This is a genomic window from Rhodoferax lacus (assembly GCF_003415675.1).
GTDB classification, from domain to species: domain Bacteria; phylum Pseudomonadota; class Gammaproteobacteria; order Burkholderiales; family Burkholderiaceae_C; genus Allorhodoferax; species Allorhodoferax lacus.
Genome location: NZ_QFZK01000001.1, coordinates 60,267 through 81,685 on the forward strand (window position 1 = coordinate 60,267; position 21,419 = coordinate 81,685).

The following is a 21,419-nucleotide window of genomic DNA, read 5'->3' on the forward strand; positions in this document are numbered from 1 at the left end:
AGTCATGCGGTTTTAGCCATGTGTCCTGCATGCTATCTGGCGCAGGCACATCAGGCGTAAGGCGTGCCGTCCTTGTGCACAAATTGCCAGCTGCCATTGGCCTGCAGCAAGGCCTTCAAATCATCGTCCGGGTACTGGCCTTCGTCACCCGGCGTGCGGTCTCCCACCTCCAGATACAGCACGCTGTCCGAGGTTTCATTCACAAGCTGGTGGCCGTTGCCGCTATCTGCCTTGAAGCCCGCGCACATTCCCGGTGCCAGTGGTGTGGCACCGGCATCCGTCATCAGGGTCGGGTGGCCTTGCAGGATGTAGACAAACTCGTCCTGCTTGCTGTGGCAATGGCGCAGCGCCGAGATGGCACCCGGTGCCAGGCGCGTGAGGTTCACGCCGAAGTTGGACAGGCCAAACACATCGCCCAGCGCGCGCTTCTCACGGCCGGCCATGCGCGCAGCAAAGGGCTCGGGGTAGTTCGAGGGCTTGGTGCGCAGCGGAGCATCCAGGGCGTGGAGGGCGATGGGGTGAGTGGTCGGTGCCATGGGTTTACATACCTTCACAACGTTGCAGTAGTCGCCATTGTCAGGGGCGGCGTTGTATTTGCAAGCCGCCTTGGCTTTGACTCTATCAAGGATCCCATGAAATACAGCATTGTTGTCGCCTCCCTGCTGCTGGCCTTTGGCGCTGCCAGCGCCTTCGCTCAAACCACCACCGCCAATACCGTCCAGCGCGATGTCAACCAGCAGACGCGCATTGAGACAGGCCTGAAGGATGGCAGCCTCAACACCCGGGAGGCTGGCCGCCTGGAGAAGGAACAAAGCCAGATCGAGCGGCTGCAGGCCAAGGACTTGAAGGACGGCCGGCTGACACCGCGCGAGCGGGCCCGGTTGCAGCGGGCGCAGAACAGGGCCAGCACGGACATTCAGCAAGCCGAGACCAACAAGGCAAAGGGCAACCCGGAGTCCGCGTCATCCCAGCGTTTGCAGGCCGATGTGCAACGCAATGTGAACCAGGAAAAACGTGTGGAGCAGGGCGTGCAGACGGGTACCCTGACCAACCGCGAAGTCGGCACGCTGGAGCGTGGCCAGGCCCACGTGGACCGCAAGGAGTCCCGGGCGGCGCGCGATGGCCATGTGGGCAAACTGGAGCAGGCCGGCATCCAGCACAAGGAAGGCCAGCAAAGCGATGTGATATTCGACAGGAAGCACAACGCCAAAAACCGCAAGGGTTAGCAGGGCGTCTCAGGGCTCAAGCCATGGCAATCCGGTTGCGGCCATTGGCTTTGGCCTGGTAAAGCGCCGCGTCAGCGCGCGCCAGAATGGAATCAAAGCTGTCTGCGGCGTGCGCGTTGGTGGCGATGCCGATGCTCACGGTGCAGACTGGCAAATCATGGGGCTGCGCACAGGATTCGCAAATGCGTTGTGCCACCATCTCGGCTTCCTGCTGTGAGGTTTGCGGCAGCAGGGCCAGGAATTCTTCACCCCCAAAGCGGCCGAGCTGGTCCTGTTGCCGCAGGGAGGCATTGATCTTTCCCACAAACGCCACCAGCACCAGGTCACCTTGCTGGTGACCATACAGGTCGTTGATGCGTTTGAAATGGTCCAGGTCCATCATCAACAAGGCCATGCTGTGGCCGTGGCGCTTGCAGCGTGAGAGTTCGCTGTCACACAGCTTGTGCATATGGCGCCGCGTCAGCGCGTTGGTGAGCGGGTCATGGATGGCCAGTTGCTCCATTTCGGTCAGCAACCTCTCGGTGGTCATGAGGATGGCGCTGATGGAGAACAGCAAAATGGCGAAGGCGAAACTCGTGATGTAGACCAGGTTTTGAGGCGATGTGCTCAGTGTGTTGTAGTCGGGCTGTTCGGTGAAGGTGGTCACGAAGCGCATCAGCTGAATCACCGCCGTGATGCCCAGCACACCAGCCGTCAGCATGTTGCCAAAGGTTCTGGCAGGCTGCTGCAGGATGAACCGTGCATGTTGGCCAAACAGGATGGCCATGGCGATATTGGAGGTGCGCAGCCGTCCCTGGTAGCTGGGCTCGACCACAGTGAACCAAAGCTCCAGCACCAGGGCCAGCAACAGCAATACGGCAAACGGGGCAGGCCTGGGCGCGACACCAAAGAACCGCTGCGTTCCCCGGTACCCGATGTAGAGACCCAACAGCAACAGGAAGACGCTGAAGGGAATGCTCAGCACATCGGGCAAGCTGCCGCGCGCAGCAAACAGGCTGCCTCCCACGCAAAAGATCAGCATGGCGACCGACCAATCACCCAGTCCCTGAATGGAGGTGGGGTATTTGCGCTGCAGGATATAGAACACCAGAGCCATCAGGCCACTCATGGAGCCTGACAGAATGATGACGGTGCGGGGATCGATCAGGTTCATGGTCCAAAGCCGTTGCAGCCACGCATTGGACCTGTGATTGAAGCGGCCGGATATCCCCCATACGGGTGATATCCGGCCCGGACGCCTATTCCACTTCGGCGATCATCTCGATTTCAACGCAGCAACCCATGGGGATTTGCGCCACGCCAAAAGCACTGCGTGCGTGCGCGCCCTTGGCACCAAACACCTGGCCTATGAGTTCGCTGCAACCGTTGGTGACCAGGTGCTGCTCGGTGAAGTCGCCGGTGGAGTTCACCAGGGACATGAGCTTGACGATGCGGGTCACGCGGTTGAGGTCGCCTACGGCGGCATGCAGCGTGCCCAGCAGGTCAATGGCGATGGCGCGGGCGGCCGCCTGGCCTTCGGCTGTGGTGGTGTTCTTGCCGAGTTGGCCCACCCAGGGCTTGCCGTCCTTCTTGGCCACGTGGCCGCTCAGGAAAACCAGCTTGCCGGTCTGAACAAAGGGAACATAGGCCGCAGCCGGAATGGCCACCGGGGGCAGGGTGATGCCGAGCTCAGCCAGCTTGTCGTAAACGCTCATGGTGTGTGTCCTTTAGTTGTTGGATTGCGATTGGGTTTGAGAGAGCCCGCCGGGCAGGGATTGGCTTTGCGACTGCAGTCCCGAGAGGCCTTGCGTTTGCGTTTGGCCAAGTGCCATGGCGGGCATGCCGGGCATGGCATTTTCGCCCACTGGTGCCACTGTCACCCCCACATGCAAGGTGTGGCTGGCGCCGCCGTGGATGACACCGCGCAGGGGAGACACATCGCCAAAGTCGCGGCCGGTGGCCACTGTCACGTAGTCTTCCCCAGGCGCATGCCAGCCCCAGCGGTTGTTGGTAGGGTCAAAGTCGACCCAGCGCGCACCCTCGGGCAGGTCGGGCAGGTAGACGCTGACCCAGGCGTGCGAAGCATCACTGCCTACCAGTCGCGGCTGGCCTGCAGGGGGATGGGTGAGCACATAGCCACTGACGTAGCGGGCGGGCAGGCCCAGGGTGCGCAGGCACGCGATCATGATGTGCGAGAAGTCCTGGCACACGCCCTTGCGCTGGGCCAGCGCCTGCAGTGCCGGGGTGTTGATCTGGGTGCTTTGGCTCTCGTAGCTGAAGCCTTCATGGATGCGCCGCGTCAGGTCTATGCAGGCGTCCAGCAACGAAGCACCGGGCGTGAAGCTGCTGCGCGCAAAGGTGGCGAACTCCATGTGGCGCGGCACAAAGGGCGATGGGTAGACAAACTCGGAAGCTGCATCAAAACGGTTGCCGGCCTGGTAGCGAAACAGCTCGCGCACTTTCTCCCAGGGCAGCGGGCTGCTGACCAAGGGGCTGGCCTGTGTGGCGATCAGGCTGTGCGCCACCACCTCCAGCACAGAATGGGGCACTTGCAGCGAAAAGAAGCAATGGGCGTTGCCAAACACGTCGCGCAGCTTGCGCATTTGCGAAGGCACCGGGTTGACATGCAGGCTGTGGTCCAGCACCTGTTGCGTGGTGTGCTCGCACGGCTCCATATAGGCCATGTGCTGCGCGGTCTCCACGGCCGGGCGGTAGTGGTAGCTGGTTTCGTGGGTGACTTGCAGCAGCATCAGGAGCCCAGGCTTTGCTTGGTCTCACCCGAGTGGGTGAAGTAGGTGGTGCTGATTTCGTCGGAGACGTTGAAGGCGCTGGCGCGCAGGGTGCGCAAGAGCTCCAGCAGGGTCACAGGCTCCAGCAGTTCGCCACTGCGCTCCCAGTCGCTGGAAAAGTCCCAGCTGTCGGGGGCCGGCACCTTGAGCGACAGCGGGCAGAGCACACCGGCCGGGCTGCCCGCCAGCTTGGCCAGACGCCCGCGCAAGGTATGGGCCACCCAGGCCAGGGAGCGCGGGTTGTCCAGGTCCAGCACCACCAGGTCGGTGAGGGCGGCAATGTCGCGGCTTTGCTGGTATTGGGCGCGGAAGGTGATGGTGCTGTCAAAAAGGTCCAGCATGGCCTCAAAACCGCCGTCGCTCTCCAGGGTGCCCAGCTCCAGCGCACGCTCAAGGGCACCGGCCAGAAAGGCCAGGCGCTCCACGTGGCGGCCTATGCTGAGCAGGCGCCAGCCATCGTCGCGCGTCATGCGGTCGGTCTGCGCACCGGTGATGGCGGCCAGGTAGTCGCTGCTGGTCTTGAGCACACGCAGCGCGGCAGCCACTGAAAAATCACCGCGCGCGGTGTGCTCGCGGCAGCGGCTGAAGAGTTCGTCCTCGCAGCGCACGATCATGCTCCAGTGCTCTTGCGACAGGCGCTCGCGCACGGTGGATGCAGCCATCTTGAGGGCACGCAGGCTGTAGCCCACGCTGGTGGCGCCGTCGGTAGCACCCATGCTGGCCACCAGGGAGCGCTCAAACACGCGGCGTGCTTGCACGGCCGAGGGCACGCCCGGCAACACCAGGGTGTTGTTCACCGCCATGTGGGACAGCCACTGCTGCAGCGGCACCGAGGTCTGGTGCTCGCCGCCCAGGCATTCCAGTGTCAGGCGCGCCAGCCGAACCGAGTTTTCGGCGCGCTCGGTGTAGCGGCCCAGCCAATACAGGTTTTCTGCCGCTCGGCTGGTGACCAGGCGCTTGCGTTTGGTAGGCAGGCTGGCCTGGTGGGCCAGGGTGAGCAGGGGGCTGGTGTCGACTGCGCTTTCGCTCAGGGCCCAGACGTCGGCACTGCTGCCGCCGCGCTGCATGGAGGCGATGTCCACACTGGCTCCGGCAACGCGCGCCAGGCCACCGGGCAACACGCGCCAGCGCGGCTTGCCATCGGGCCCCCGTCCGTCGGATACCGCAAACACGCGCAGCACGGTGGAGCGCAAAGCCATGCGGCCGGGCAGGGCGGCGCTGCCGGGCTGCCAGGTGGGCATTTGCGACAGTGGCAAATAGGCTTGCACCGTGTGTTCCTCGCCCTGGCGCAGGATGCGGCCGGCCCAGGCGTCGAGCTCCATGCGGCTCAGGTGGCGGGCAATCACCGGGTCAAACGACTCGTGGATGGAGGAGCCAGGGTAGGTGGGCTTGAGCGTGTGGTCTGCCATATAAGGCAGAACCTCTTTCATGGCGCTTTGCTCGCCGCACCACCAGGTGGCCAGGGCGGGGAGCTTCAGCTCTTCGCCCAACACGTGCCGGGCCAGGGCCGGCAAAAAGCCCAGCAGCGCGGGTGACTCCAGAAAGGCTGAACCCGGTGCATTGGCCACCAGCACATTGCCGGCGCGAATGGCTTGCAGCAGGCCCGGCACGCCCAGGGTGGAGTCGGCGCGCAGCTCCAGCGGGTCCATGTACTGGTCATCCACCCGCTTGAGCAGGCCGTGGATGGGTACCAGGCCCTGCAGGGTCTTGAGGAACAGGCGCTCGTCCCGCACGATCAGGTCGCTGCCTTCAACCAGCGTGAGGCCCAGGTAGCGAGCCAGGTAGGCGTGCTCGAAATAGGTTTCGTTGTAGGGGCCGGGCGTCATCAGGGCGATGTGGGCGTCGGCACCGGCCGGGCTCAGGGCCTTGAGGCTTTCCATCAGTGCGCGATAGGTTTCTGCCAGGCGCTGCACCGGCATGCTCTGGAAGGCCTGCGGGAACTGGCGCGACACGGTGAGCCGGTTCTCCAGCAGGTAGCCCAATCCTGAGGGCGCCTGCGTGCGCTGGCCTACCAGCCACCACAGGCCGTCAGGCCCACGCGAAATGTCAAAGGCCGCCACATGCAAATGCACGCCGCCAGCGGGCACCACGCCATGCATGCTGCGCAGATAGCCGGGATGGCCCTGTACCAGCGCGCCCGGCAGCAGGCCCCGCTTCAAAAAGTTTTGCGGACCATAGACATCTGCCAGCACGGCTTCGAGCAGGCGCACGCGCTGCAGCACACCGGCCTCGATCTGGGTCCAGCTCTTGGCATCGACGATGAGTGGAAACAGGTCCAGTGACCAGGGCCGCTGCGGCCCTTCCTGGTCGGCATAGACGTTGTAGGTGACGCCGTTGTCGCGGATCTGGCGCTGCAGGCTGGCAAAGCGCTGGTCCATCTCCTGCGCCGTTTGCGCATCCGACTGCGCAAAGAATTGCTGCCAGTGGCCGCTGAGCACAGCGCCGGGCGCCACGCCATCGGCGACAGTGCCATCGGGCGCGCCGGCCTGTCCGCGCAACTCATCGTAATGTCCCGTCTCCGGCGTACATTCGCGCGCCCGGGCCGCCATGCTGGTGGCAGTCCGCGCTGGTTGGGCAGAGGAGGAGTCAGTGATGGCGTTCAAGGGTCACAGTATGCCAGTGGCCTGCAGGCGCAAAAGCCTAATCCAGGGGAAGTGTGTCGAAGCTGGCGTACACGCCCTTGATCCAGCTCTTCACGCGCTGGCGCTCCAGCAGGCCCAGCGCATCGTCACCCGTCTTGGTGTTGATGGAGGCCCAGAAACTGGCGTTCTGGCGGTCAATCTTGCGCATGCTGGCTTCGTGCAACTGGGCCAGGCTGATCACCTGGGCACCCATCTCGCGCGCCTTTTTAAGGGCCGCCGAGTCATCGAGCTGGGAGAAGTCGGTGCCGCGGCCCAGGTTCTTCACCACGATGTAGTTGGGTCCATTGCCGTAGGTGTTGAGCAGGCGGCCCAGCAGGTCGACTGTGTCCTTGCCGGCATCGGCCAGGTGCCAGAAATTGACGGTAATGCCCATCTCGGCCATCAGGGGGATGAGTTCGGAATCGCGAATCCAGCGCGACAGGGGTGCCGCCGTTTGGGCTGCCAGATCGACGATCACGCTGGGAGTCTGGCCGTCTTCGGTGGGGGTTTCGAATTCGCCCACGATCAGGTCCAGGCCTTCATACGTGTCCACCACCACGGGGGATGCGTAGTCGGCATAAAAACGGGTGAAGGAGGTGTGCGAGCGGTCGGTGTCAAAGCCGGTGAAGGGCTGGCCCTTGTCAATGAAGTACTGGGCCAGTACACGTGCGGCAACCGATTTGCCGACGCCGCCTTTTTCGCCGCCTATGAAATTGAGAGAGGGCATGGGGATTCCTGTGAATGCGGGGTAAGTGGGAAGCTTGGTTGCGGTTAGCAAGCAAGTACCGTGCAAGGTTAACCGGAAATGGCGCCAGGTTTGACAGGGTGGAGCCTGCAATCCGATACTTCGATCGGCGCGGCTTTCGCGCTTCGTACACCCAGGCAGACACCATGACCCGATTGATGCACCCGCCCCATCTATTACGCAACGATTTGGGTGGCACTGCCGCCGCAGGCCCTGGTGTGGCTTTGCTGAGCCTCTTGCACCTGAGCGATGCCCATGTGATGGACAGCGTGTCGCCCGCGCGTTGCGAGTGGATTGAACTGCTGGCCCATGACCCCTACTGGGCTGGCCTGTTGCACATGCACCGGCCGTATGAGGCACTCACGCACTGGGCACTGGCCGCCCATGTGGAACGCCTGCGTCGCCATCCCCTGGCGCCCTGGAGCCAGCGGGCCTATGACATGGCCCTGTGCACGGGTGACAACATCGACAACGCCCAGGCCAATGAGCTGCAGGCCTTTGTAAGCATTCTGGGCGGAGGGCGCACCGCCTTGTCGGCCCATGGCGGTGTCCATGAACCGGGGCTGGAACTGGGCGAAGGTGCCTGGCCTTTCTGGTGCCCGGAGGCCGGGGTGCCCGATCTGTGGAAGCCCAAGGGTTATCCGGTGGTACCCGGCTTCGTGGCGCGCTCCAGTGCCGAAGTGCACTCGGCAGGACTGGGCTTTGCCTGGGCCAGCGTTCCCGGCAACCACGACGTGATGCGCCAGGGCACAGCCCTGCCCAACCCGGCCATTGAAGCCCTTGCCGTGGGGGGCCGCAAGGCCTTGGCCGGACCCGCAGGTTTTCGGCCCATCGACCCGCAGGCACTGTATGTGCAGCAACCCGAGCAGTTCTCCACCGGTGTGTCGCGGCCGATTGCCGCATCCGCCCAGCGCCGTGCGGTGGACTTGTGTGAATGGATGGCGGCCCACCGGCAGGCCGGTGCAATGGGTTTTGGCCCATCGCATGTGACCGAGGGACGTGCTGACACCTTTATTGACACCGAACATGTGCGCCTCATTCTGTTGGATACCAACCACCCCGCGGGGGACTACCAGGGCAGCATAGGCGCAGCGCAAATCGCCTGGCTGGAAGCGCGTCTGGCCGAAGTGGAGCAGCAGCCCGGGCGCATTGCCGTGCTGGCCAGCCACCACGGCTCGGTGTCCTTGGTCAACACCCTGGGCGCGGACCCGGAGCGCCTGCAGGGTCAGGCGCTGACTGAAGCCGTGCACCGCCATCCCTGTGTGGTGGCCTGGCTGGTGGGGCACCGTCACTTGCACCGGGTCACGCCGCATCCCCACCCGGATGCACGGGGGCGGGGCTTTTGGGAGATCACCACCGCATCCATCATGGACTGGCCCGCGCAGACCCGGGCGGTGGAAATCCTGCGCCACACTGACGGCCAACTGGAAATTGTCTGCACTCTGCAGGACCACCACGCGGAAGCCGGGAGTCTGGCCGCCTTGCATGCCGAACTGGCACTGCGCTTTGCCGGCAGCGCGGCCCCGTACATGCAGGGAGCGGCCCACGACGGCAATGTGCGCCTGCTGTTACCGCCGTGAAAGCCTCACGGTTTACAGTGCGGGGGAAACTGAAACCATAAGCAAAACACCCCCATGCCCTTCAAGCTCAAACGATCCAGCCGGCGCTTTCTGACCATACTGGCGGTGCTCCCGCTCACCGTGGTCCTGCTGGCCTGGATCTATATGCAGGGCATGGCGCATCTGGAGGGCCACCCGCGCAGCTTTTTGCAAAGCCTGCAGTGGGCCACTGAAACCATCACCACCACTGGCTACGGTGCCGATAGCGCCTGGAGCCATCCGGTCATGGCGCTGTATGTGGTGCTGGTGCAGTTTGCCGGGCAGTTCCTGATCTTTCTGGTGTTCCCCATGGTGATCCTGCCGTATTTTGAAGAGCAGTTTGAAGTGCGCCTGCAGCACCAACTGCCTGCCATGGATGGCAAGGTACTGTTCTACCGCTATGGCCCGGCCATTGAATCGCTGCTGGACGAATTCAAGAGCAAGGGCACACCCTTTGTCATCCTGGAGGAAGACATGGAAGTGGCGCGCAATCTGCGTGACCGTGGTTTCGATGTGGTGTTTGGCAAGCTGGCCGATGACCCCTCCGTACTGGCCAACGTAGCCAAGGCCAACGCGGTGGTCGCCAATGCGGATGACCATGCCAATGCCACGTTCACGATGGTGGTCAGGGAACAGGGCTTTGCCGGGCCACTGTATGCGCTGGCCGATGACCCGCTGTACCGCTACCCCATGATCCAGATTGGCGCGACCGAAGTGTTTACCCCGGCCCATGTGCTGGGCGCGGCCCTGGCCTCCCAGGCCAGTACCCGCATCAGCCCGCCCGCCGAGGGCATGCATTTGCTGGGTACCAAGATTGGCATGGCCGAGTTCCGGGTGCGCGCCGAAAGTCCGCTGGCCGGCAAGCAGTTGGGCGAACTGCGCCTGCGTGAGCGCCATGGTGTCACCCTGATTGGTCAGTGGCTGGGGGGTGTTTTCACCACCACCAAAGGCCCGCTGACCCGGGTGGAACCGGGGGCCATCCTGGTGGCGGTGGGTGCACACGCCAACCTGGAAGTGGTGGAACGCATGGCCATGCCCATACGTCGCGCCGGGCCGATTGTGCTGGCCGGTTTTGGTGCGGTGGGCCAGAAGGTGGTGGAAATGCTGCAGGATGCAGGTGAAACCGTCACCGTGATAGACCGCCTGCCTGCCCCTGGGGTGGATCTGGTGGGCAGCGTGCTGGAGCGTTCCACCCTGGATCGGGCCAAGCTGCGCGAGGCCAGCGCCGTGGTGCTGGCGCTCAGCGACGACAGTGAATCGGTATTTGCCACGGCAGTGGTGCGCGATTACGCGCCCCAGGTCCCGCTGATTGTGCGCGTACAGCGCACCCGCAACACCGCCCGCATCTACCGCTCTGGCGCGGACTTCGCCATTTCGGTGGGGCAGGTGGCCGGCCAGATTCTGGCCTTTCAGTTGCTGGGTGAGCAGGTGCTGCAGGTGGAAAGCCGCATCAAGTTCATACGCCAGCCCGCCGGTGCCCTGGTAGGCTGCCACCCCTGGCGCAGTGAAGAACTGGACCGCACCGGTGCCAAGGTGATTGCTGTGGAACGGGGCAGCGAGATCCTTGTGGAGTTCAAGGATGATTTCCGTGTGCATACGGAAGACGCATTGTTTGTATGCGGATCGCTCAATAGCCTGGAGCGCTACCAGCGCGCTTTCAGAACCTGAGCCGTATTGCCAGGCCATGGATAGATTTGTGATGGTGTCTGTACAGAAATTTTCGAAAAGTGTTCGAAATTGGACAAAGCAGCGCGGTCTCCAAGTTCATTAGAACCATAGTTGGCAAGCCGTGGCGAGTAATTGCCGTGTGCAAGTCCCAGGCAAGGCTGGGTTCATCAAACTTTTGCCAACGGAGAAGCGCAACGCTTACACACCCATGACCACCCTATACAAGTTTGCAAATTACACCTTTGATGCACATGCCGGCCTGGTTTTTGACGGGCAACCGGTACACCTTCCCCCCAAGGAGAAGGGCCTGCTGCAAGCCCTTCTGATGGCGCGCGGTCAAATCGTGCGCAAGGAAGACCTGATGGTCAAGGTCTGGGGAACCAACGAAACCTCTGATGAAAGCATTTCCCGCACCGTGTACCGCCTGCGTGTTGCCATGCAGTCATCCGGCGGGCCGGAGGTGGTGGAGACGGTTTACAACTCGGGCTTCCGGATCACCGCCGTCGTGCGGGAGGCCACCATGAAGGAGTCCTCTTCACTTAACGCACTGACCCATTCCCTGCGTCCCAATGCCATTGCCGCCCTGATCAGTGCACGCGAATTTTTGGCCAGGCAATCTGCCGGAGACATTGAAGCAGCCGCCAATGCGGTACGTTTGGCCATCAGCCTGGACCCCTCGTATTCCGCGGCTTGGTCCACACTGGCTGAAATTCGCGTCACCCAAGCCGTACGTTCGCTGCGCCCACCCCGTGAGGCCGGTTGGTTGGCGAAGGAGGCCGCACAGACGGCGCTCAACATCGATCCGCAGTCTGCCTCTGCCCTTGCCATCCTGGGTTGGGTGCGTGTGATGATTGACCAGGACAGCGAACGCGGCATGGACGATTTGGACCGCGCCATTGCCATTGACCCGGACTACTGGGTTGCCAACCTGCTGCGGGGCTGGGCCTTGCAGGCGGCCGGGCGGCTGGAGGAGTCGGTGGTCATGATGCGTCGCACGCTGGAACTCAATTCGGTCAGCCACGCGGTGAATTCCATACTGGCCTTGTATCTGATGTATGCGGGCAGGAACGCGGAAGCGCTGGAATTGGCTCTGGACCTGGCAAAGATATTCCCGACCGTGGATAACTCCCAGGGTATTGCATCCATCCTTGCCTCGGTCAACAGCATGCACGATGAAGCGGTGGCTTTCGGCATGGAGGCAGTGGAGTTGTCGCCCCATACCCCGCTCATGCAGTGCCCGTTGGCCTCGGCCCTGGCGTTTGCCGGTCGCCATGACGAAGCGCGCGTGGTGCTCAAGGCGATTGAAGAGTCCACCTTGCCGCAGCCCTCGGCAGGAATGGCACCGGCCTACCTGGCCTTGGGCGACCGTAGTCGGGCCATTGCCTTGCTGCAGGATGCCAGCGAGCGCGGCATTCCCCAGTTTGCCTGGACCCGCAACGACCCGCGTCTGGCTCCCCTGCACGGCGATCCGGTGGTAGAGCGCATCTGGGCCCGGATCTGGACTGCTCAGCACGCGATTGCCTGAATGATTGGCTATTGGCCGCAGGTACGCAGTTGCTAATTCAGATCCAGTGCAGTGGCGCTGGCCCGGATGTGCAGCCAGCGTTGCAAGGCTGAATCGAGCAGGCGCACGTTTCCTGTGGAATAGAACTGCGCTGGCGCGACGTCCTGTCGATTGCCACCGGGTTCAGGCAGGCCCCGCAACGTGTGCGCAGCCTCCAGCAGGCGGCGCGTTTGCCGTGCGACCGGGGCACCACCCTCGAGCAACACCGTCTGCCCACCCACCATGCTTTGAAGTTCTGGCGCTGCAAAGGCGTAATGTGTACAGCCCAGGACCAGCGTGTCCATCTCCCCAGGTGCCTGTCCGAAGCGGCCCATGGCCCTCGTGAAATCACTACACAACGCCAGGGTTCTGGTGGTGTCCGAGCGCTCAATTGCGTCCGCCAGACCATCGCAGGGCTGCAGCACAAAGGTGGCCTTGCCATGCAGGCTCTCCAGCAGCCGGGCAAACTTTTCACTGTTCAGGGTGGCGCGCGTGGCCATCACACCCACCACACCGGTCTGGCTGTTGGCAGCAGCCGGTTTGAGAGCCGGCTCAATCCCGATGATGGGGAGCATGGGGTAGACCGCGCGCAGGGTGTGGATGGCCGCTGCCGTGGCCGTGTTGCAGGCCACCACCAGTGCCTTGATGCCGTGGCTGGCGACAAAAAAGTCTGCAATGGCGTGGGAGCGCCTCAGCACATGCGCGTCATCGCGCTCGCCATAGGGGGCGTGGCCGTTGTCGGCCACATAGACAAATCGCTCCTGCGGCAATTCGGCCTGCAGGGCGCGCAGCACGCTCAGGCCACCCACACCGCTGTCAAAGACACCGATGGGGCGGTCCTGGGCTGCGGACAGCTTCAAGGGCTTAGCGGGAAGTGACCGGGATGTTCTTGAACTCGCCGGTGGCAATCTTCTTTTGCCATTCGGCGGGTCCCGTGATGTGGGCGCTGGTGCCGCCCGCATCCACGGCCACGGTGACGGGCATGTCCACCACGTCAAATTCGTAAATCGCTTCCATGCCCAGATCGGCAAAGCCCACGACCCGGGCCTGCTTGATGGCCTTGCTGACCAGGTAGGCGGCACCGCCCACGGCCATCAGGTAGGCGCTCTTGTGTTTCTTGATGGCTTCAATGGCTACGGGCCCGCGCTCGGCCTTGCCCACCATGGAAATCAGGCCGGTTTGCGACAGCATCATCTCGGTGAATCCATCCATGCGGGTGGCGGTGGTGGGGCCGGCAGGGCCCACGGCCTCGCCGGCCACCGGGTCCACCGGGCCCACGTAATAGATCACGCGGTTGGTGAAATCCACCGGCAGCTTTTCTCCCTTGGCCAACATGCCCTGGATGCGCTTGTGCGCAGCGTCGCGGCCGGTCAGCATTTTGCCGTTGAGCAGCAGGGTCTGGCCGGGCGTCCAACTGGCCACTTCTTCCTTGGTGAGGGTGTTGAGGTCGACCTTCTTGCTCTTCACATAGTCAGGCGTCCAGTTGACGTTGGGCCACAGGTCCAGGCTGGGCGGGTCTAGGTAGACCGGGCCCGAGCCATCCATCACAAAGTGGGCGTGGCGGGTGGCCGCGCAGTTGGGAATCATGGCCACGGGCTTGCTGGCCGCATGCGTGGGGTACATCTTGATCTTGATGTCCAGCACCGTGGTCAGGCCACCCAGGCCCTGGGCGCCAATGCCGAGGGCATTGACCTTCTCGAACAACTCCAGGCGCAGCTTCTCCACGTTGTCCAGCTCCGCGCCGGATTGGGCTTTGGCCTGCAACTGGTACATGTCCAGGTCGTCCATCAGGCTTTCCTTGGCCATGAGCACCGCCTTTTCAGCGGTGCCGCCAATGCCGATGCCCAGCATGCCGGGTGGGCACCAGCCCGCGCCCATGGTGGGCACGGTTTTGAGCACCCAGTCCACCACCGAGTCGCCGGGGTTGAGCATGATCATCTTGCTCTTGTTCTCGCTGCCGCCGCCCTTGGCCGCCACGGTCACTTCCACGGTGTTGCCGGGCACGATCTCGGTGAAGATCACCGCCGGGGTGTTGTCTTTGGTGTTCTTGCGCAGGAACTCGGGGTCGGCCACCACGCTGGCGCGCAGGGTGTTGTCGGGGTGGTTGTAGCCCTGGCGCACGCCTTCGTTGATGGCGTCGTCCAGCGAGCCGGTGAAGCCTTCCCAGCGCACGTCCATGCCCACTTTGAGGAACACGTTGACGATGCCGGTGTCCTGGCAGATCGGGCGGTGGCCGGTGGCGCTCATCTTGCTGTTGGTCAGGATCTGGGCGATGGCGTCCTTGGCCGCAGCGCTTTGCTCACGCTCGTAGGCGCGGGCCAGGTGGGCGATGTAATCTGCGGGGTGGTAATAGCTGATGTACTGCAGGGCTGCGGCAACGGATTCGATCAGGTCGGCCTGACGGATGGAGGTGGTCATATGCGGTGTGGCGGAAGTAGTTTGGGGAGTGTGGGCTTGATCCAGCGCACAAGTTTAGCCAATCCGCCCCACGGCCAACTGACAAGCGCCGTTGCACGCCCCATCAGTCAGTGATGTGTAAGTGCGCGGCACCAACATCCGCCCAGTTTTTGAATCAACCGAGGAGACTTCTAATATGACCGCAACCACCGCCGGCGAAAGCACGCCTACACAACTCACCACCTACCTGCCCAGCGCCGAGTTCGTCAAGAACGCCGCCATCCCCAGCATGGACGCTTACAACGCCCTGGTGAAGGAAGCCGAAACCGATTACGAAGGCTACTGGGGCCGCCTGGCCAAGGAACTGCTGAGCTGGAAAGTGCCTTTCACCCAGGTGCTGGACGAAAGCGATGCGCCTTTCTTCAAGTGGTTTGCCGACGGCAAGTTGAACGCCTCCTACAACTGCCTGGACCGCAATGTCGAAAAAGGCCTGGGCGACAAGACCGCCATCATTTTTGAAGCCGACGGCGGCGAAGTCACCAAGATCACCTACAAGGCCCTGCTCGACAAGGTCTGCAGAATAGCCAACGGCCTGCGCGCCATGGGTGTCAAAAAGGGTGACCGCGTGGTCATCTACATCTCCATGTCCATCGACGGCGTGGCTGCCATGCAGGCCTGCGCCCGTATCGGCGCCACCCACTCCGTGGTGTTCGGTGGCTTCTCGGCCCAGTCTTTGCGCGACCGTGTGGAAGACACGGGTGCTGTTGCCATCATCACCGCCGACCACCAGGTGCGCGGCGGCAAGTTGCTGCCCCTCAAGTCCATTGTGGACGAGGCCCTGATCCTGGGTGGTTGCGACTCCATCAAGAACGTGCTGGTCGTCAAGCGCAGCGGCTCCGAGATTGCCATGACCGCTGGCCGCGATACCTGGATGGACGATGTGGTCAAGGGCCAGTCCACCACCTGCGAGCCAGAGTGGGTCGAAGCTGAACACCCCCTGTTCCTGCTCTACACCTCCGGCTCCACCGGCAAGCCCAAGGGCGTGCAGCACTCCACCGGCGGCTATCTGCTCCATGCAGCGCTCACCACCAAGTGGACGTTTGACCTGAAGGCCGACGATGTGTTCTGGTGCACGGCCGACATCGGCTGGGTCACCGGCCACACCTACATCACCTATGGCCCCCTGGCTCTGGGCGGCACCGAGATCGTGTTTGAAGGCGTGCCCACCTACCCGGACGCCGGCCGTTTCTGGAAGATGATCCAGGACCACAAGTGCACCGTGTTCTACACCGCACCCACGGCCATCCGTTCGCTGATCAAGGCCGCTGAAGCCAAGGATTCCGTGCACCCCAAGAGCTATGACCTGAGTTCCTTGCGCCTGCTCGGCTCGGTGGGCGAGCCCATCAACCCTGCAGCCTGGGAGTGGTACTACAAGCACGTGGGCGGCAGCAAGTGCCCCATCGTGGACACCTTCTGGCAGACCGAAACCGGTGGCCACATGATCACCCCCATGCCTGGCGCGACACCCATGATTCCTGGCTCCTGCACGCTGCCCTTCCCGGGCATCCAGGCAGCCATCGTGGACGAGACCGGCAAGGACGTGCCCAATGGCCAAGGCGGCATTCTGGTCGTCAAGAAGCCATGGCCTTCCATGATCCGCAACATCTGGGGCGACCCCGAGCGCTTCAAGAAGAGCTACTACCCCGATGACTTCAAGGGCAAGTACTACCTGGCTGGCGACGGCGCCATCCGCGACGAGAAGACCGGCTACTTCACCATCACCGGCCGTATCGATGACGTGCTCAATGTGTCCGGCCACCGCATGGGCACCATGGAAATCGAATCGGCCCTGGTGAGCTGTACCGACCTGGTGGCCGAAGCCGCCGTGGTGGGCCGCCCTGACGACACCACCGGTGAAGCCGTGTGTGCCTTCGTGGTGCTCAAGCGCTCCCTGCCCATGGGTGACGAGGCCAAGGCGATTGCCAAGCAACTGCGCGACCACGTGGGCAAGGAAATCGGACCGATCGCCAAGCCCAAGGACATCCGCTTTGGCGAGAACCTGCCCAAGACCCGTTCCGGCAAGATCATGCGCCGCCTGTTGCGTTCCATCGCCAAGGGCGAGGCCATCACCCAGGACACCTCCACCCTGGAAAACCCGGCCATCCTGGATCAGCTGGGTCAGGCTTACTGATCTGGCTTGGCGCCCAAAAAAAAACCGCCCTTGGGCGGTTTTTTTGTGTCTGTTTGGGGACTGGCTTATTTGGTTTCAACAACCTGCGTGGGTGTCGGAATGGGGCAGTTCTTTTGCGACATGTGATTGGCCAGGTTGACCTTGCGGTTGTCGGCCGCAGCAATGGCCTCATTGGCATTCATGTAGGTGCCGACAATTGAAGGCCAAAACAGCAGACGGGCAATGTTGCCGCCGGTAACGCCCTTGGCGCCGTCCGCCTCTTTCTTCATTTTTTCGGCATCAGCGTATTCGTTTTGCAATTGGGAACAGGTAAGCCCGGTGTCGCCCGGTTTGATCGCCTGCACCACGGTGGGCGAGGCGCAAGCGCCCAGCAACAAGGTGCCAAACAGGCAAGCGGCAAGATGTGTTTTCATGAAAGGACTCCAGAAATGTGCTGGCTGGCAGCATCGAAACAATGGAAGAAATTCCCCCTGTGGGTGAATCGGGACAATGCCCTGTGGGCGGCATTGCTCGCTCTTTGGGGCGAGGGCTTGATTGTTTCGACGAAGCCTTTGTGATGACACTCTGAGTGTCAGACAACGGACATTTGGGAAGAGCTGGCTGCGGTCGAAGCTTGGCAGGCTGCAAGAGTGCAGGCCGCTGGTGAAGGCCTATTGGCTCAATATCCAAGCCACCAGCTTTTTGGCTTCGGCTTCGTTGACCTGCGGGTTGGAGGGCATCTTCACCACACCCCAGACGCCACCACCGCCCTGCATTACTTTGGTGGCCAAACGTGCAGGTGCTGCCTTGTCACCCCGGTATTTGGTGGCCACGTCCTTGAAGGCCGGGCCCACCACCTTGCGGTCCACGTTGTGGCAGCTCATGCAGTTCCTGGCTGTGGCCAGCGCCAGGTCTGCCAGCACGGGTAAGGGCGCCAGCGTGCACGCAGCAGCCAGCAACAGCGGGGCACTAAAGTGCTTCATCAATATCTCTGGATTGGATTACAGTCGGACAATCCATTTTAGGGATGGTGTGACACCTTGCACCAGTGCAGGGTGTCGTTATGGGAGCCAAAAATGTACTTTGTCGGTTTGGGTTTGATTCTGATGCTTTTGAAGTTTCTGGAAATCGGCCCGGTAGCCAGCCTCTCCTGGATCTGGGTGCTGTCGCCGTTCGCAATGGCTGTGGCCTGGTGGGCTTGGGCGGACGCTTCGGGCTATACCAAGAAGCGCGCCATGGAGCGTGAAAACGAACGCAAGAATGCCCGGATTCTCAAGAGCCGCGAGAACATCGGCACGCTGGGAAAATCCCGGAAGCGTTGATGCAAACAGCTGCTCGCGCTGGCTCCTCTGCCTGGGGCGTTTGAGCAAATCCCGGGCATCGCTTTACTGATGCGCAGTGCCGTCCGTGCACAATGGCGGACATGTTGATACACCCCGAAATTAATCCCGTTGCCCTGCAAATCGGTCCTGTGGCTGTGCACTGGTATGGCCTGACCTATCTGGTGGCCTTTGGGCTGTTCCTGTTGCTGGCCCGGCTGCGCCTCAAGCACCCGCCCTATGTCAGCCTGACAGGCGATCGCGCCTGGAGCTACAAGGACATCGAAGACTTTCTGTTCATCGGCGTCATGGGCGTCGTGCTGGGCGGGCGCATTGGATACTGCCTGTTTTACAAGCCCGGTTACTACGCCAGCCACCCTTTGGAGATTCTTGCGGTGTGGCAGGGCGGCATGAGCTTTCATGGCGGCATGCTGGGCGTGGTGGCCGCCATGGTGTGGTTTGCGTACTCCCGCAAAAAGCCGTTCTGGCAGGTGGCAGACTTTGTGGCGCCCTGTGTGCCCACGGGACTGGCTTCGGGGCGCGTGGGCAACTTTATCAATGGCGAGTTGTGGGGTCGTGTGGCCGATCCTTCGCTGCCCTGGGCCATGGTATTCCGGGGTGCAGGGGACGCGCCGCGCCATCCCTCACAGGTCTACCAGTTCCTGATGGAGGGCTTGCTGCTTTTCGTGCTGCTGTGGTGGTATGCGCGCACCGCTCCGCAGCAGGGGCGGGTGGCTGCAGCCTTCCTGGCTGGGTATGGGGTGTTCCGCTTTATTGCCGAATTTTTCCGTGAGCCCGATGCCCATCTGGGCCTGTTGTCCTTGGGTATGAGCATGGGGCAGTGGTTGTGCGTTCCCATGGTTCTGGGTGGCGCTGCACTGTGGCTGTATTTCGGAAAGCAGCCCGCTGCAAGCCAGGGGCGGTGATGGACGCAGGTATTTCGGTAGCGCGGCTGGGCGGCGTGGCCACGGTGACCTTGAACAATCCGGACAAGCTCAACGCCATGTCGCGCGCGATGTGGCGCGAACTCAAGACGGCTTTTGTAGCCCTTCAGGTCGATGCCGACGTACGCTGTGTGCTGGTGCGCGGAGCCGGGGTCCACTTTTGCGCCGGGGGTGACATTGCCGAGTACCCCGGCTTCCGCTTTGACGAAGCCGCCTTGCGCCGCTTTCACGAAGAAGAGGTCTGGGGCGCGCTGTCGGCCATGCTGGATTGCGATGTGCCCGTGCTGGCCCAGATCAGCGGCGTCTGCATGGGCGCCGGTGTGGAGATAGCCAGCGCCTGCGACCTGCGTCTGGCCAGTACTGCAGCCACCTTTGGCGCGCCCATTGCCCGCTTGGGCTTTCCCATGGCGCCACGCGAAGCGGCCCTGGTGAGTGCCGCCGTGGGGGAGATGACGGCGCGCGCCATGCTGCTGGCTGCCGAAGTGTTTGCGGCCGCGCACATGGCACAGCAGGGCTTTCTGACCCACGTCGTGCCCGAAGCCGAACTGGAGCAGGCCAGCCAGTCACTTGTGAGGCGCATTGCCGGACTGTCTCCACAGGCGGCCCGTTTGAACAAGCAAACCCTCAGTGCCCTGAAGCAGGGTGTTGCCATTGAGCAGCCATACGGCTATGCCAGTAGCCCCGAGCACAAAGAAGGCATTGCCGCCTTTATCGCCAAGCGAAAGCCCCAGTTTTAGACACGCCATGACCCAGCCGAAAAGCATGCCCCCTGCAACACCCAACGCCAACCTGTTTGCCGCCTTGCGCGGTGGCTTTCCATCTGACCTGCGGAACGTCGCCGTAGAAACCGATAGTGGCCTGTACTACAGCTGGCAGGACCTGCTGGATGCCACGGCCATGCTGGCCAACATGCTGGATTCACTGGACTTGCCTGCAGGCGCCCGCATCGCCGTGCAGGTGGAAAAGTCGGTGGAGGCACTGGTGCTGTACCTGGCGACGCTGCGGGCCGGGCTGGTGTTCCTGCCCTTGAATACGGCCTACCAGAGTGCCGAGATGGCCTATTTCATTGCGGATGCCCAGCCGTCCGTGGTGGTGTGCACTGGGCGCAACTTTGGCTGGGTCAGCAAGCTGGCTTTTACTGCGGGCACCGCCTATGTCTTTACCCTGAATGAGGACCGCACCGGCTCCCTATTGGAGCGTGCTGCCAGGTTTGGCCGTGAGCATGCGGTGGCGGTGCGTGCGCCGGATGACCTTGCCGCCATCATCTACACCAGTGGCACCACGGGACGCAGCAAGGGTGCCATGCTGTCACATGGCAATTTGCTGAGCAATGCACAGGTGCTGCAAAAGGCCTGGGGTTGGCGCAGCGAAGTGCAGGGCGGTGACGTGCTGGTGCATGCCTTGCCCATCTTCCATGTGCACGGTCTGTTTGTGGCTATCCACGGCGCACTGCTGAACGGCAGCAAGATGATCTGGCTGGGCAAATTCGACCCCAAAGCGGCGCTGCAGGCTTTTGCGCATGCCACGGTTTTCATGGGTGTGCCCACCCTGTATGTGCGCTTGCTGGGCGAAGGTGGCTGGGGGGCAGAGGCGGTGCGCAGCATGCGCCTTTTTGTCTCCGGCTCTGCGCCCATGCTCATCGAGACTTTTCTGGATTGGCAGGCGCGCTCTGGCCACACCATTCTGGAGCGCTACGGCATGAGCGAAACCATCATGCTCACCTCCAACCCCTACTTCTCCCTGGATGGGGAACGCCGGGGCGGCACCGTGGGCCCCGCCTTGCCCGGTGTGCAGCTGCGCGTGGTGGGTGACGATGGGCTGGCGCTTGCTCCGGGTGAAATTGGCGGCATTCAGGTCAAGGGCCCGGGTGTGTTTCAAGGCTACTGGAACATGCCAGAGAAGACGGCCGAAGAATTCACGGCTGACGGCTTTTTCAGGACGGGGGATGTGGGCCACATGGATGCCCAAGGCTATGTGACCATTGTCGGGCGCAGCAAGGACCTCATCATCAGCGGCGGCTACAACGTCTACCCGGCTGAAGTGGAGGGCTATATCAACGCACTGCCCGGGGTGGCCGAAAGTGCGGTGGTGGGCGTGCCGGACCCGGACTTTGGTGAGGTGGGCGTTGCCGTGGTGATTGCCAGGCGTGGTTCCCAACTCGACCCCCAGGGAATTCTTGCGGCACTGAAGGCCACCTTGGCCAACTTCAAGGTGCCCAAGCGTTGCCATGTAGTGGCGGAATTGCCACGTAACGCCATGGGCAAGGTGCAAAAAAATCAGCTGCGTGCGCGTTACCTGACAACGTGAGGTCCGGGCTCTCGTCGGCTTGCCAATTGGCATGTGCCTGAACAGAAGAGCCAGCTGCTTTCGGGCGTATTATTCCTGCAGGGACACATTTTCTTCCATCGCAGGAGAGCAGA

At 62.6% G+C, this 21,419-nt stretch carries 19 protein-coding genes; 9 read left to right on the top strand and 10 right to left on the bottom strand.

Annotation, left to right across the window (positions count from 1 at the left end; translation table 11 throughout):
• Positions 1 to 50 precede the first annotated feature (50 nt).
• Entirely contained in the window at positions 51 to 536 is a 486-nt protein-coding gene (locus tag DIC66_RS00290) for a cupin domain-containing protein (RefSeq protein WP_117172929.1), read from the bottom strand.
• A 96-nt stretch (positions 537 to 632) separates the two neighbouring features.
• Between DIC66_RS00290 and DIC66_RS00295 the strand changes: the two genes are divergently transcribed.
• On the top strand, positions 633 to 1,226 hold the full coding sequence (locus tag DIC66_RS00295; RefSeq protein WP_117172931.1) for a hypothetical protein: 594 nt from the start codon (positions 633 to 635) through the stop codon (positions 1,224 to 1,226).
• Between the two features lie 16 nt (positions 1,227 to 1,242).
• Here DIC66_RS00295 and DIC66_RS00300 read toward each other — a convergent pair whose 3' ends face one another.
• From DIC66_RS00300 to DIC66_RS00320, 5 genes are all read right to left on the bottom strand, one after another.
• A complete protein-coding gene (locus DIC66_RS00300; protein ID WP_117172933.1) occupies positions 1,243 to 2,379 on the bottom strand; it encodes a GGDEF domain-containing protein in 1,137 nt (378 codons plus the stop codon).
• A gap of 85 nt (positions 2,380 to 2,464) precedes the next feature.
• Positions 2,465 to 2,920, bottom strand: a complete 456-nt coding sequence (locus DIC66_RS00305; RefSeq protein ID WP_117172935.1) for a RidA family protein — start codon at positions 2,918 to 2,920, stop codon at positions 2,465 to 2,467.
• A 12-nt stretch (positions 2,921 to 2,932) separates the two neighbouring features.
• Positions 2,933 to 3,955 (bottom strand): transglutaminase family protein, encoded by a 1,023-nt coding sequence (locus tag DIC66_RS00310; RefSeq protein ID WP_117172937.1) that lies wholly within the window; start codon positions 3,953 to 3,955, stop codon positions 2,933 to 2,935.
• Entirely contained in the window at positions 3,955 to 6,543 is a 2,589-nt protein-coding gene (locus DIC66_RS00315) for a circularly permuted type 2 ATP-grasp protein (RefSeq protein WP_117174059.1), read from the bottom strand. Before DIC66_RS00315 ends, DIC66_RS00310 begins: the two co-directional genes overlap by 1 nt.
• Positions 6,544 to 6,634: 91 nt before the next feature.
• The gene (locus tag DIC66_RS00320) at positions 6,635 to 7,342 is read right to left on the bottom strand and encodes a P-loop NTPase family protein (protein WP_117172939.1); all 708 of its coding nucleotides are present in this window, start codon (positions 7,340 to 7,342) and stop codon (positions 6,635 to 6,637) included.
• A 164-nt stretch (positions 7,343 to 7,506) separates the two neighbouring features.
• On the opposite strand from DIC66_RS00320, the gene DIC66_RS00325 reads away from it, so the two are divergent.
• The 3 genes from DIC66_RS00325 (at position 7,507) to DIC66_RS00335 (ending at position 12,151) form a co-directional block, all read left to right on the top strand.
• Positions 7,507 to 8,940 carry a metallophosphoesterase family protein gene (locus DIC66_RS00325; protein ID WP_147321211.1) on the top strand — a complete coding sequence of 478 codons (1,434 nt, stop codon included), beginning with the start codon at positions 7,507 to 7,509 and terminating at the stop codon, positions 8,938 to 8,940.
• Positions 8,941 to 8,994: 54 nt separating this feature from the next.
• Positions 8,995 to 10,626 (top strand): potassium channel family protein, encoded by a 1,632-nt coding sequence (locus tag DIC66_RS00330; RefSeq protein WP_117172943.1) that lies wholly within the window; start codon positions 8,995 to 8,997, stop codon positions 10,624 to 10,626.
• A gap of 208 nt (positions 10,627 to 10,834) precedes the next feature.
• Positions 10,835 to 12,151 (top strand): winged helix-turn-helix domain-containing protein, encoded by a 1,317-nt coding sequence (locus tag DIC66_RS00335; RefSeq protein ID WP_117172945.1) that lies wholly within the window; start codon positions 10,835 to 10,837, stop codon positions 12,149 to 12,151.
• Between the two features lie 32 nt (positions 12,152 to 12,183).
• Here the strand turns inward: DIC66_RS00335 and murI are convergent, their stop codons facing one another.
• Positions 12,184 to 13,023: a glutamate racemase gene (murI, locus tag DIC66_RS00340; protein WP_117174061.1), complete on the bottom strand. Its 840-nt coding sequence runs from the start codon at positions 13,021 to 13,023 to the stop codon at positions 12,184 to 12,186.
• Between the two features lie 10 nt (positions 13,024 to 13,033).
• Positions 13,034 to 14,587 carry a fumarate hydratase gene (locus DIC66_RS00345; RefSeq protein ID WP_117172947.1) on the bottom strand — a complete coding sequence of 518 codons (1,554 nt, stop codon included), beginning with the start codon at positions 14,585 to 14,587 and terminating at the stop codon, positions 13,034 to 13,036.
• Positions 14,588 to 14,762: 175 nt separating this feature from the next.
• Between DIC66_RS00345 and acs the strand changes: the two genes are divergently transcribed.
• Positions 14,763 to 16,757, top strand: a complete 1,995-nt coding sequence (gene acs, locus DIC66_RS00350; protein ID WP_117172949.1) for an acetate--CoA ligase — start codon at positions 14,763 to 14,765, stop codon at positions 16,755 to 16,757.
• A 65-nt stretch (positions 16,758 to 16,822) separates the two neighbouring features.
• Here the strand turns inward: acs and DIC66_RS00355 are convergent, their stop codons facing one another.
• Both DIC66_RS00355 and DIC66_RS00360 read right to left on the bottom strand, forming a co-directional pair.
• Positions 16,823 to 17,170 carry a hypothetical protein gene (locus DIC66_RS00355; RefSeq protein ID WP_199534634.1) on the bottom strand — a complete coding sequence of 116 codons (348 nt, stop codon included), beginning with the start codon at positions 17,168 to 17,170 and terminating at the stop codon, positions 16,823 to 16,825.
• 237 nt (positions 17,171 to 17,407) lie between these two features.
• The gene (locus DIC66_RS00360) at positions 17,408 to 17,719 is read right to left on the bottom strand and encodes a c-type cytochrome (RefSeq protein ID WP_117172951.1); all 312 of its coding nucleotides are present in this window, start codon (positions 17,717 to 17,719) and stop codon (positions 17,408 to 17,410) included.
• A gap of 93 nt (positions 17,720 to 17,812) precedes the next feature.
• Between DIC66_RS00360 and DIC66_RS00365 the strand changes: the two genes are divergently transcribed.
• From DIC66_RS00365 to DIC66_RS00380, 4 genes are all read left to right on the top strand, one after another.
• Positions 17,813 to 18,058, top strand: coding sequence for a TIGR04438 family Trp-rich protein (locus DIC66_RS00365; RefSeq protein WP_117172953.1), 246 nt, complete (start codon positions 17,813 to 17,815; stop codon positions 18,056 to 18,058).
• Between the two features lie 101 nt (positions 18,059 to 18,159).
• Positions 18,160 to 18,981 (top strand): prolipoprotein diacylglyceryl transferase, encoded by an 822-nt coding sequence (gene lgt / locus DIC66_RS00370; RefSeq protein ID WP_117174063.1) that lies wholly within the window; start codon positions 18,160 to 18,162, stop codon positions 18,979 to 18,981.
• Positions 18,981 to 19,736, top strand: coding sequence for an enoyl-CoA hydratase/isomerase family protein (locus DIC66_RS00375; RefSeq protein ID WP_117172955.1), 756 nt, complete (start codon positions 18,981 to 18,983; stop codon positions 19,734 to 19,736). Before lgt ends, DIC66_RS00375 begins: the two co-directional genes overlap by 1 nt.
• A 7-nt stretch (positions 19,737 to 19,743) precedes the next feature.
• On the top strand, positions 19,744 to 21,306 hold the full coding sequence (locus tag DIC66_RS00380) for a malonate--CoA ligase (RefSeq protein WP_233505732.1): 1,563 nt from the start codon (positions 19,744 to 19,746) through the stop codon (positions 21,304 to 21,306).
• Positions 21,307 to 21,419 lie beyond the last annotated feature (113 nt).

Coding starts and splice junctions, on each gene's coding strand:
- DIC66_RS00325 (WP_147321211.1), top strand. CDS start 7,507: ATGACCCGATTGATGCACCCGCCCCATCTATTACGCAACGATTTGGGT.
- lgt (WP_117174063.1), top strand. CDS start 18,160: ATGTTGATACACCCCGAAATTAATCCCGTTGCCCTGCAAATCGGTCCT.
- DIC66_RS00330 (WP_117172943.1), top strand. CDS start 8,995: ATGCCCTTCAAGCTCAAACGATCCAGCCGGCGCTTTCTGACCATACTG.
- DIC66_RS00335 (WP_117172945.1), top strand. CDS start 10,835: ATGACCACCCTATACAAGTTTGCAAATTACACCTTTGATGCACATGCC.
- DIC66_RS00320 (WP_117172939.1), bottom strand. CDS start 7,342: ATGCCCTCTCTCAATTTCATAGGCGGCGAAAAAGGCGGCGTCGGCAAA.
- DIC66_RS00380 (WP_233505732.1), top strand. CDS start 19,744: ATGACCCAGCCGAAAAGCATGCCCCCTGCAACACCCAACGCCAACCTG.
- DIC66_RS00290 (WP_117172929.1), bottom strand. CDS start 536: ATGGCACCGACCACTCACCCCATCGCCCTCCACGCCCTGGATGCTCCG.
- DIC66_RS00295 (WP_117172931.1), top strand. CDS start 633: ATGAAATACAGCATTGTTGTCGCCTCCCTGCTGCTGGCCTTTGGCGCT.
- DIC66_RS00355 (WP_199534634.1), bottom strand. CDS start 17,170: ATGAAAACACATCTTGCCGCTTGCCTGTTTGGCACCTTGTTGCTGGGC.
- acs (WP_117172949.1), top strand. CDS start 14,763: ATGACCGCAACCACCGCCGGCGAAAGCACGCCTACACAACTCACCACC.
- DIC66_RS00305 (WP_117172935.1), bottom strand. CDS start 2,920: ATGAGCGTTTACGACAAGCTGGCTGAGCTCGGCATCACCCTGCCCCCG.
- DIC66_RS00310 (WP_117172937.1), bottom strand. CDS start 3,955: ATGCTGCTGCAAGTCACCCACGAAACCAGCTACCACTACCGCCCGGCC.
- DIC66_RS00345 (WP_117172947.1), bottom strand. CDS start 14,587: ATGACCACCTCCATCCGTCAGGCCGACCTGATCGAATCCGTTGCCGCA.
- DIC66_RS00375 (WP_117172955.1), top strand. CDS start 18,981: ATGGACGCAGGTATTTCGGTAGCGCGGCTGGGCGGCGTGGCCACGGTG.
- DIC66_RS00365 (WP_117172953.1), top strand. CDS start 17,813: ATGTACTTTGTCGGTTTGGGTTTGATTCTGATGCTTTTGAAGTTTCTG.
- DIC66_RS00315 (WP_117174059.1), bottom strand. CDS start 6,543: ATGGCGGCCCGGGCGCGCGAATGTACGCCGGAGACGGGACATTACGAT.
- DIC66_RS00360 (WP_117172951.1), bottom strand. CDS start 17,719: ATGAAGCACTTTAGTGCCCCGCTGTTGCTGGCTGCTGCGTGCACGCTG.
- DIC66_RS00300 (WP_117172933.1), bottom strand. CDS start 2,379: ATGAACCTGATCGATCCCCGCACCGTCATCATTCTGTCAGGCTCCATG.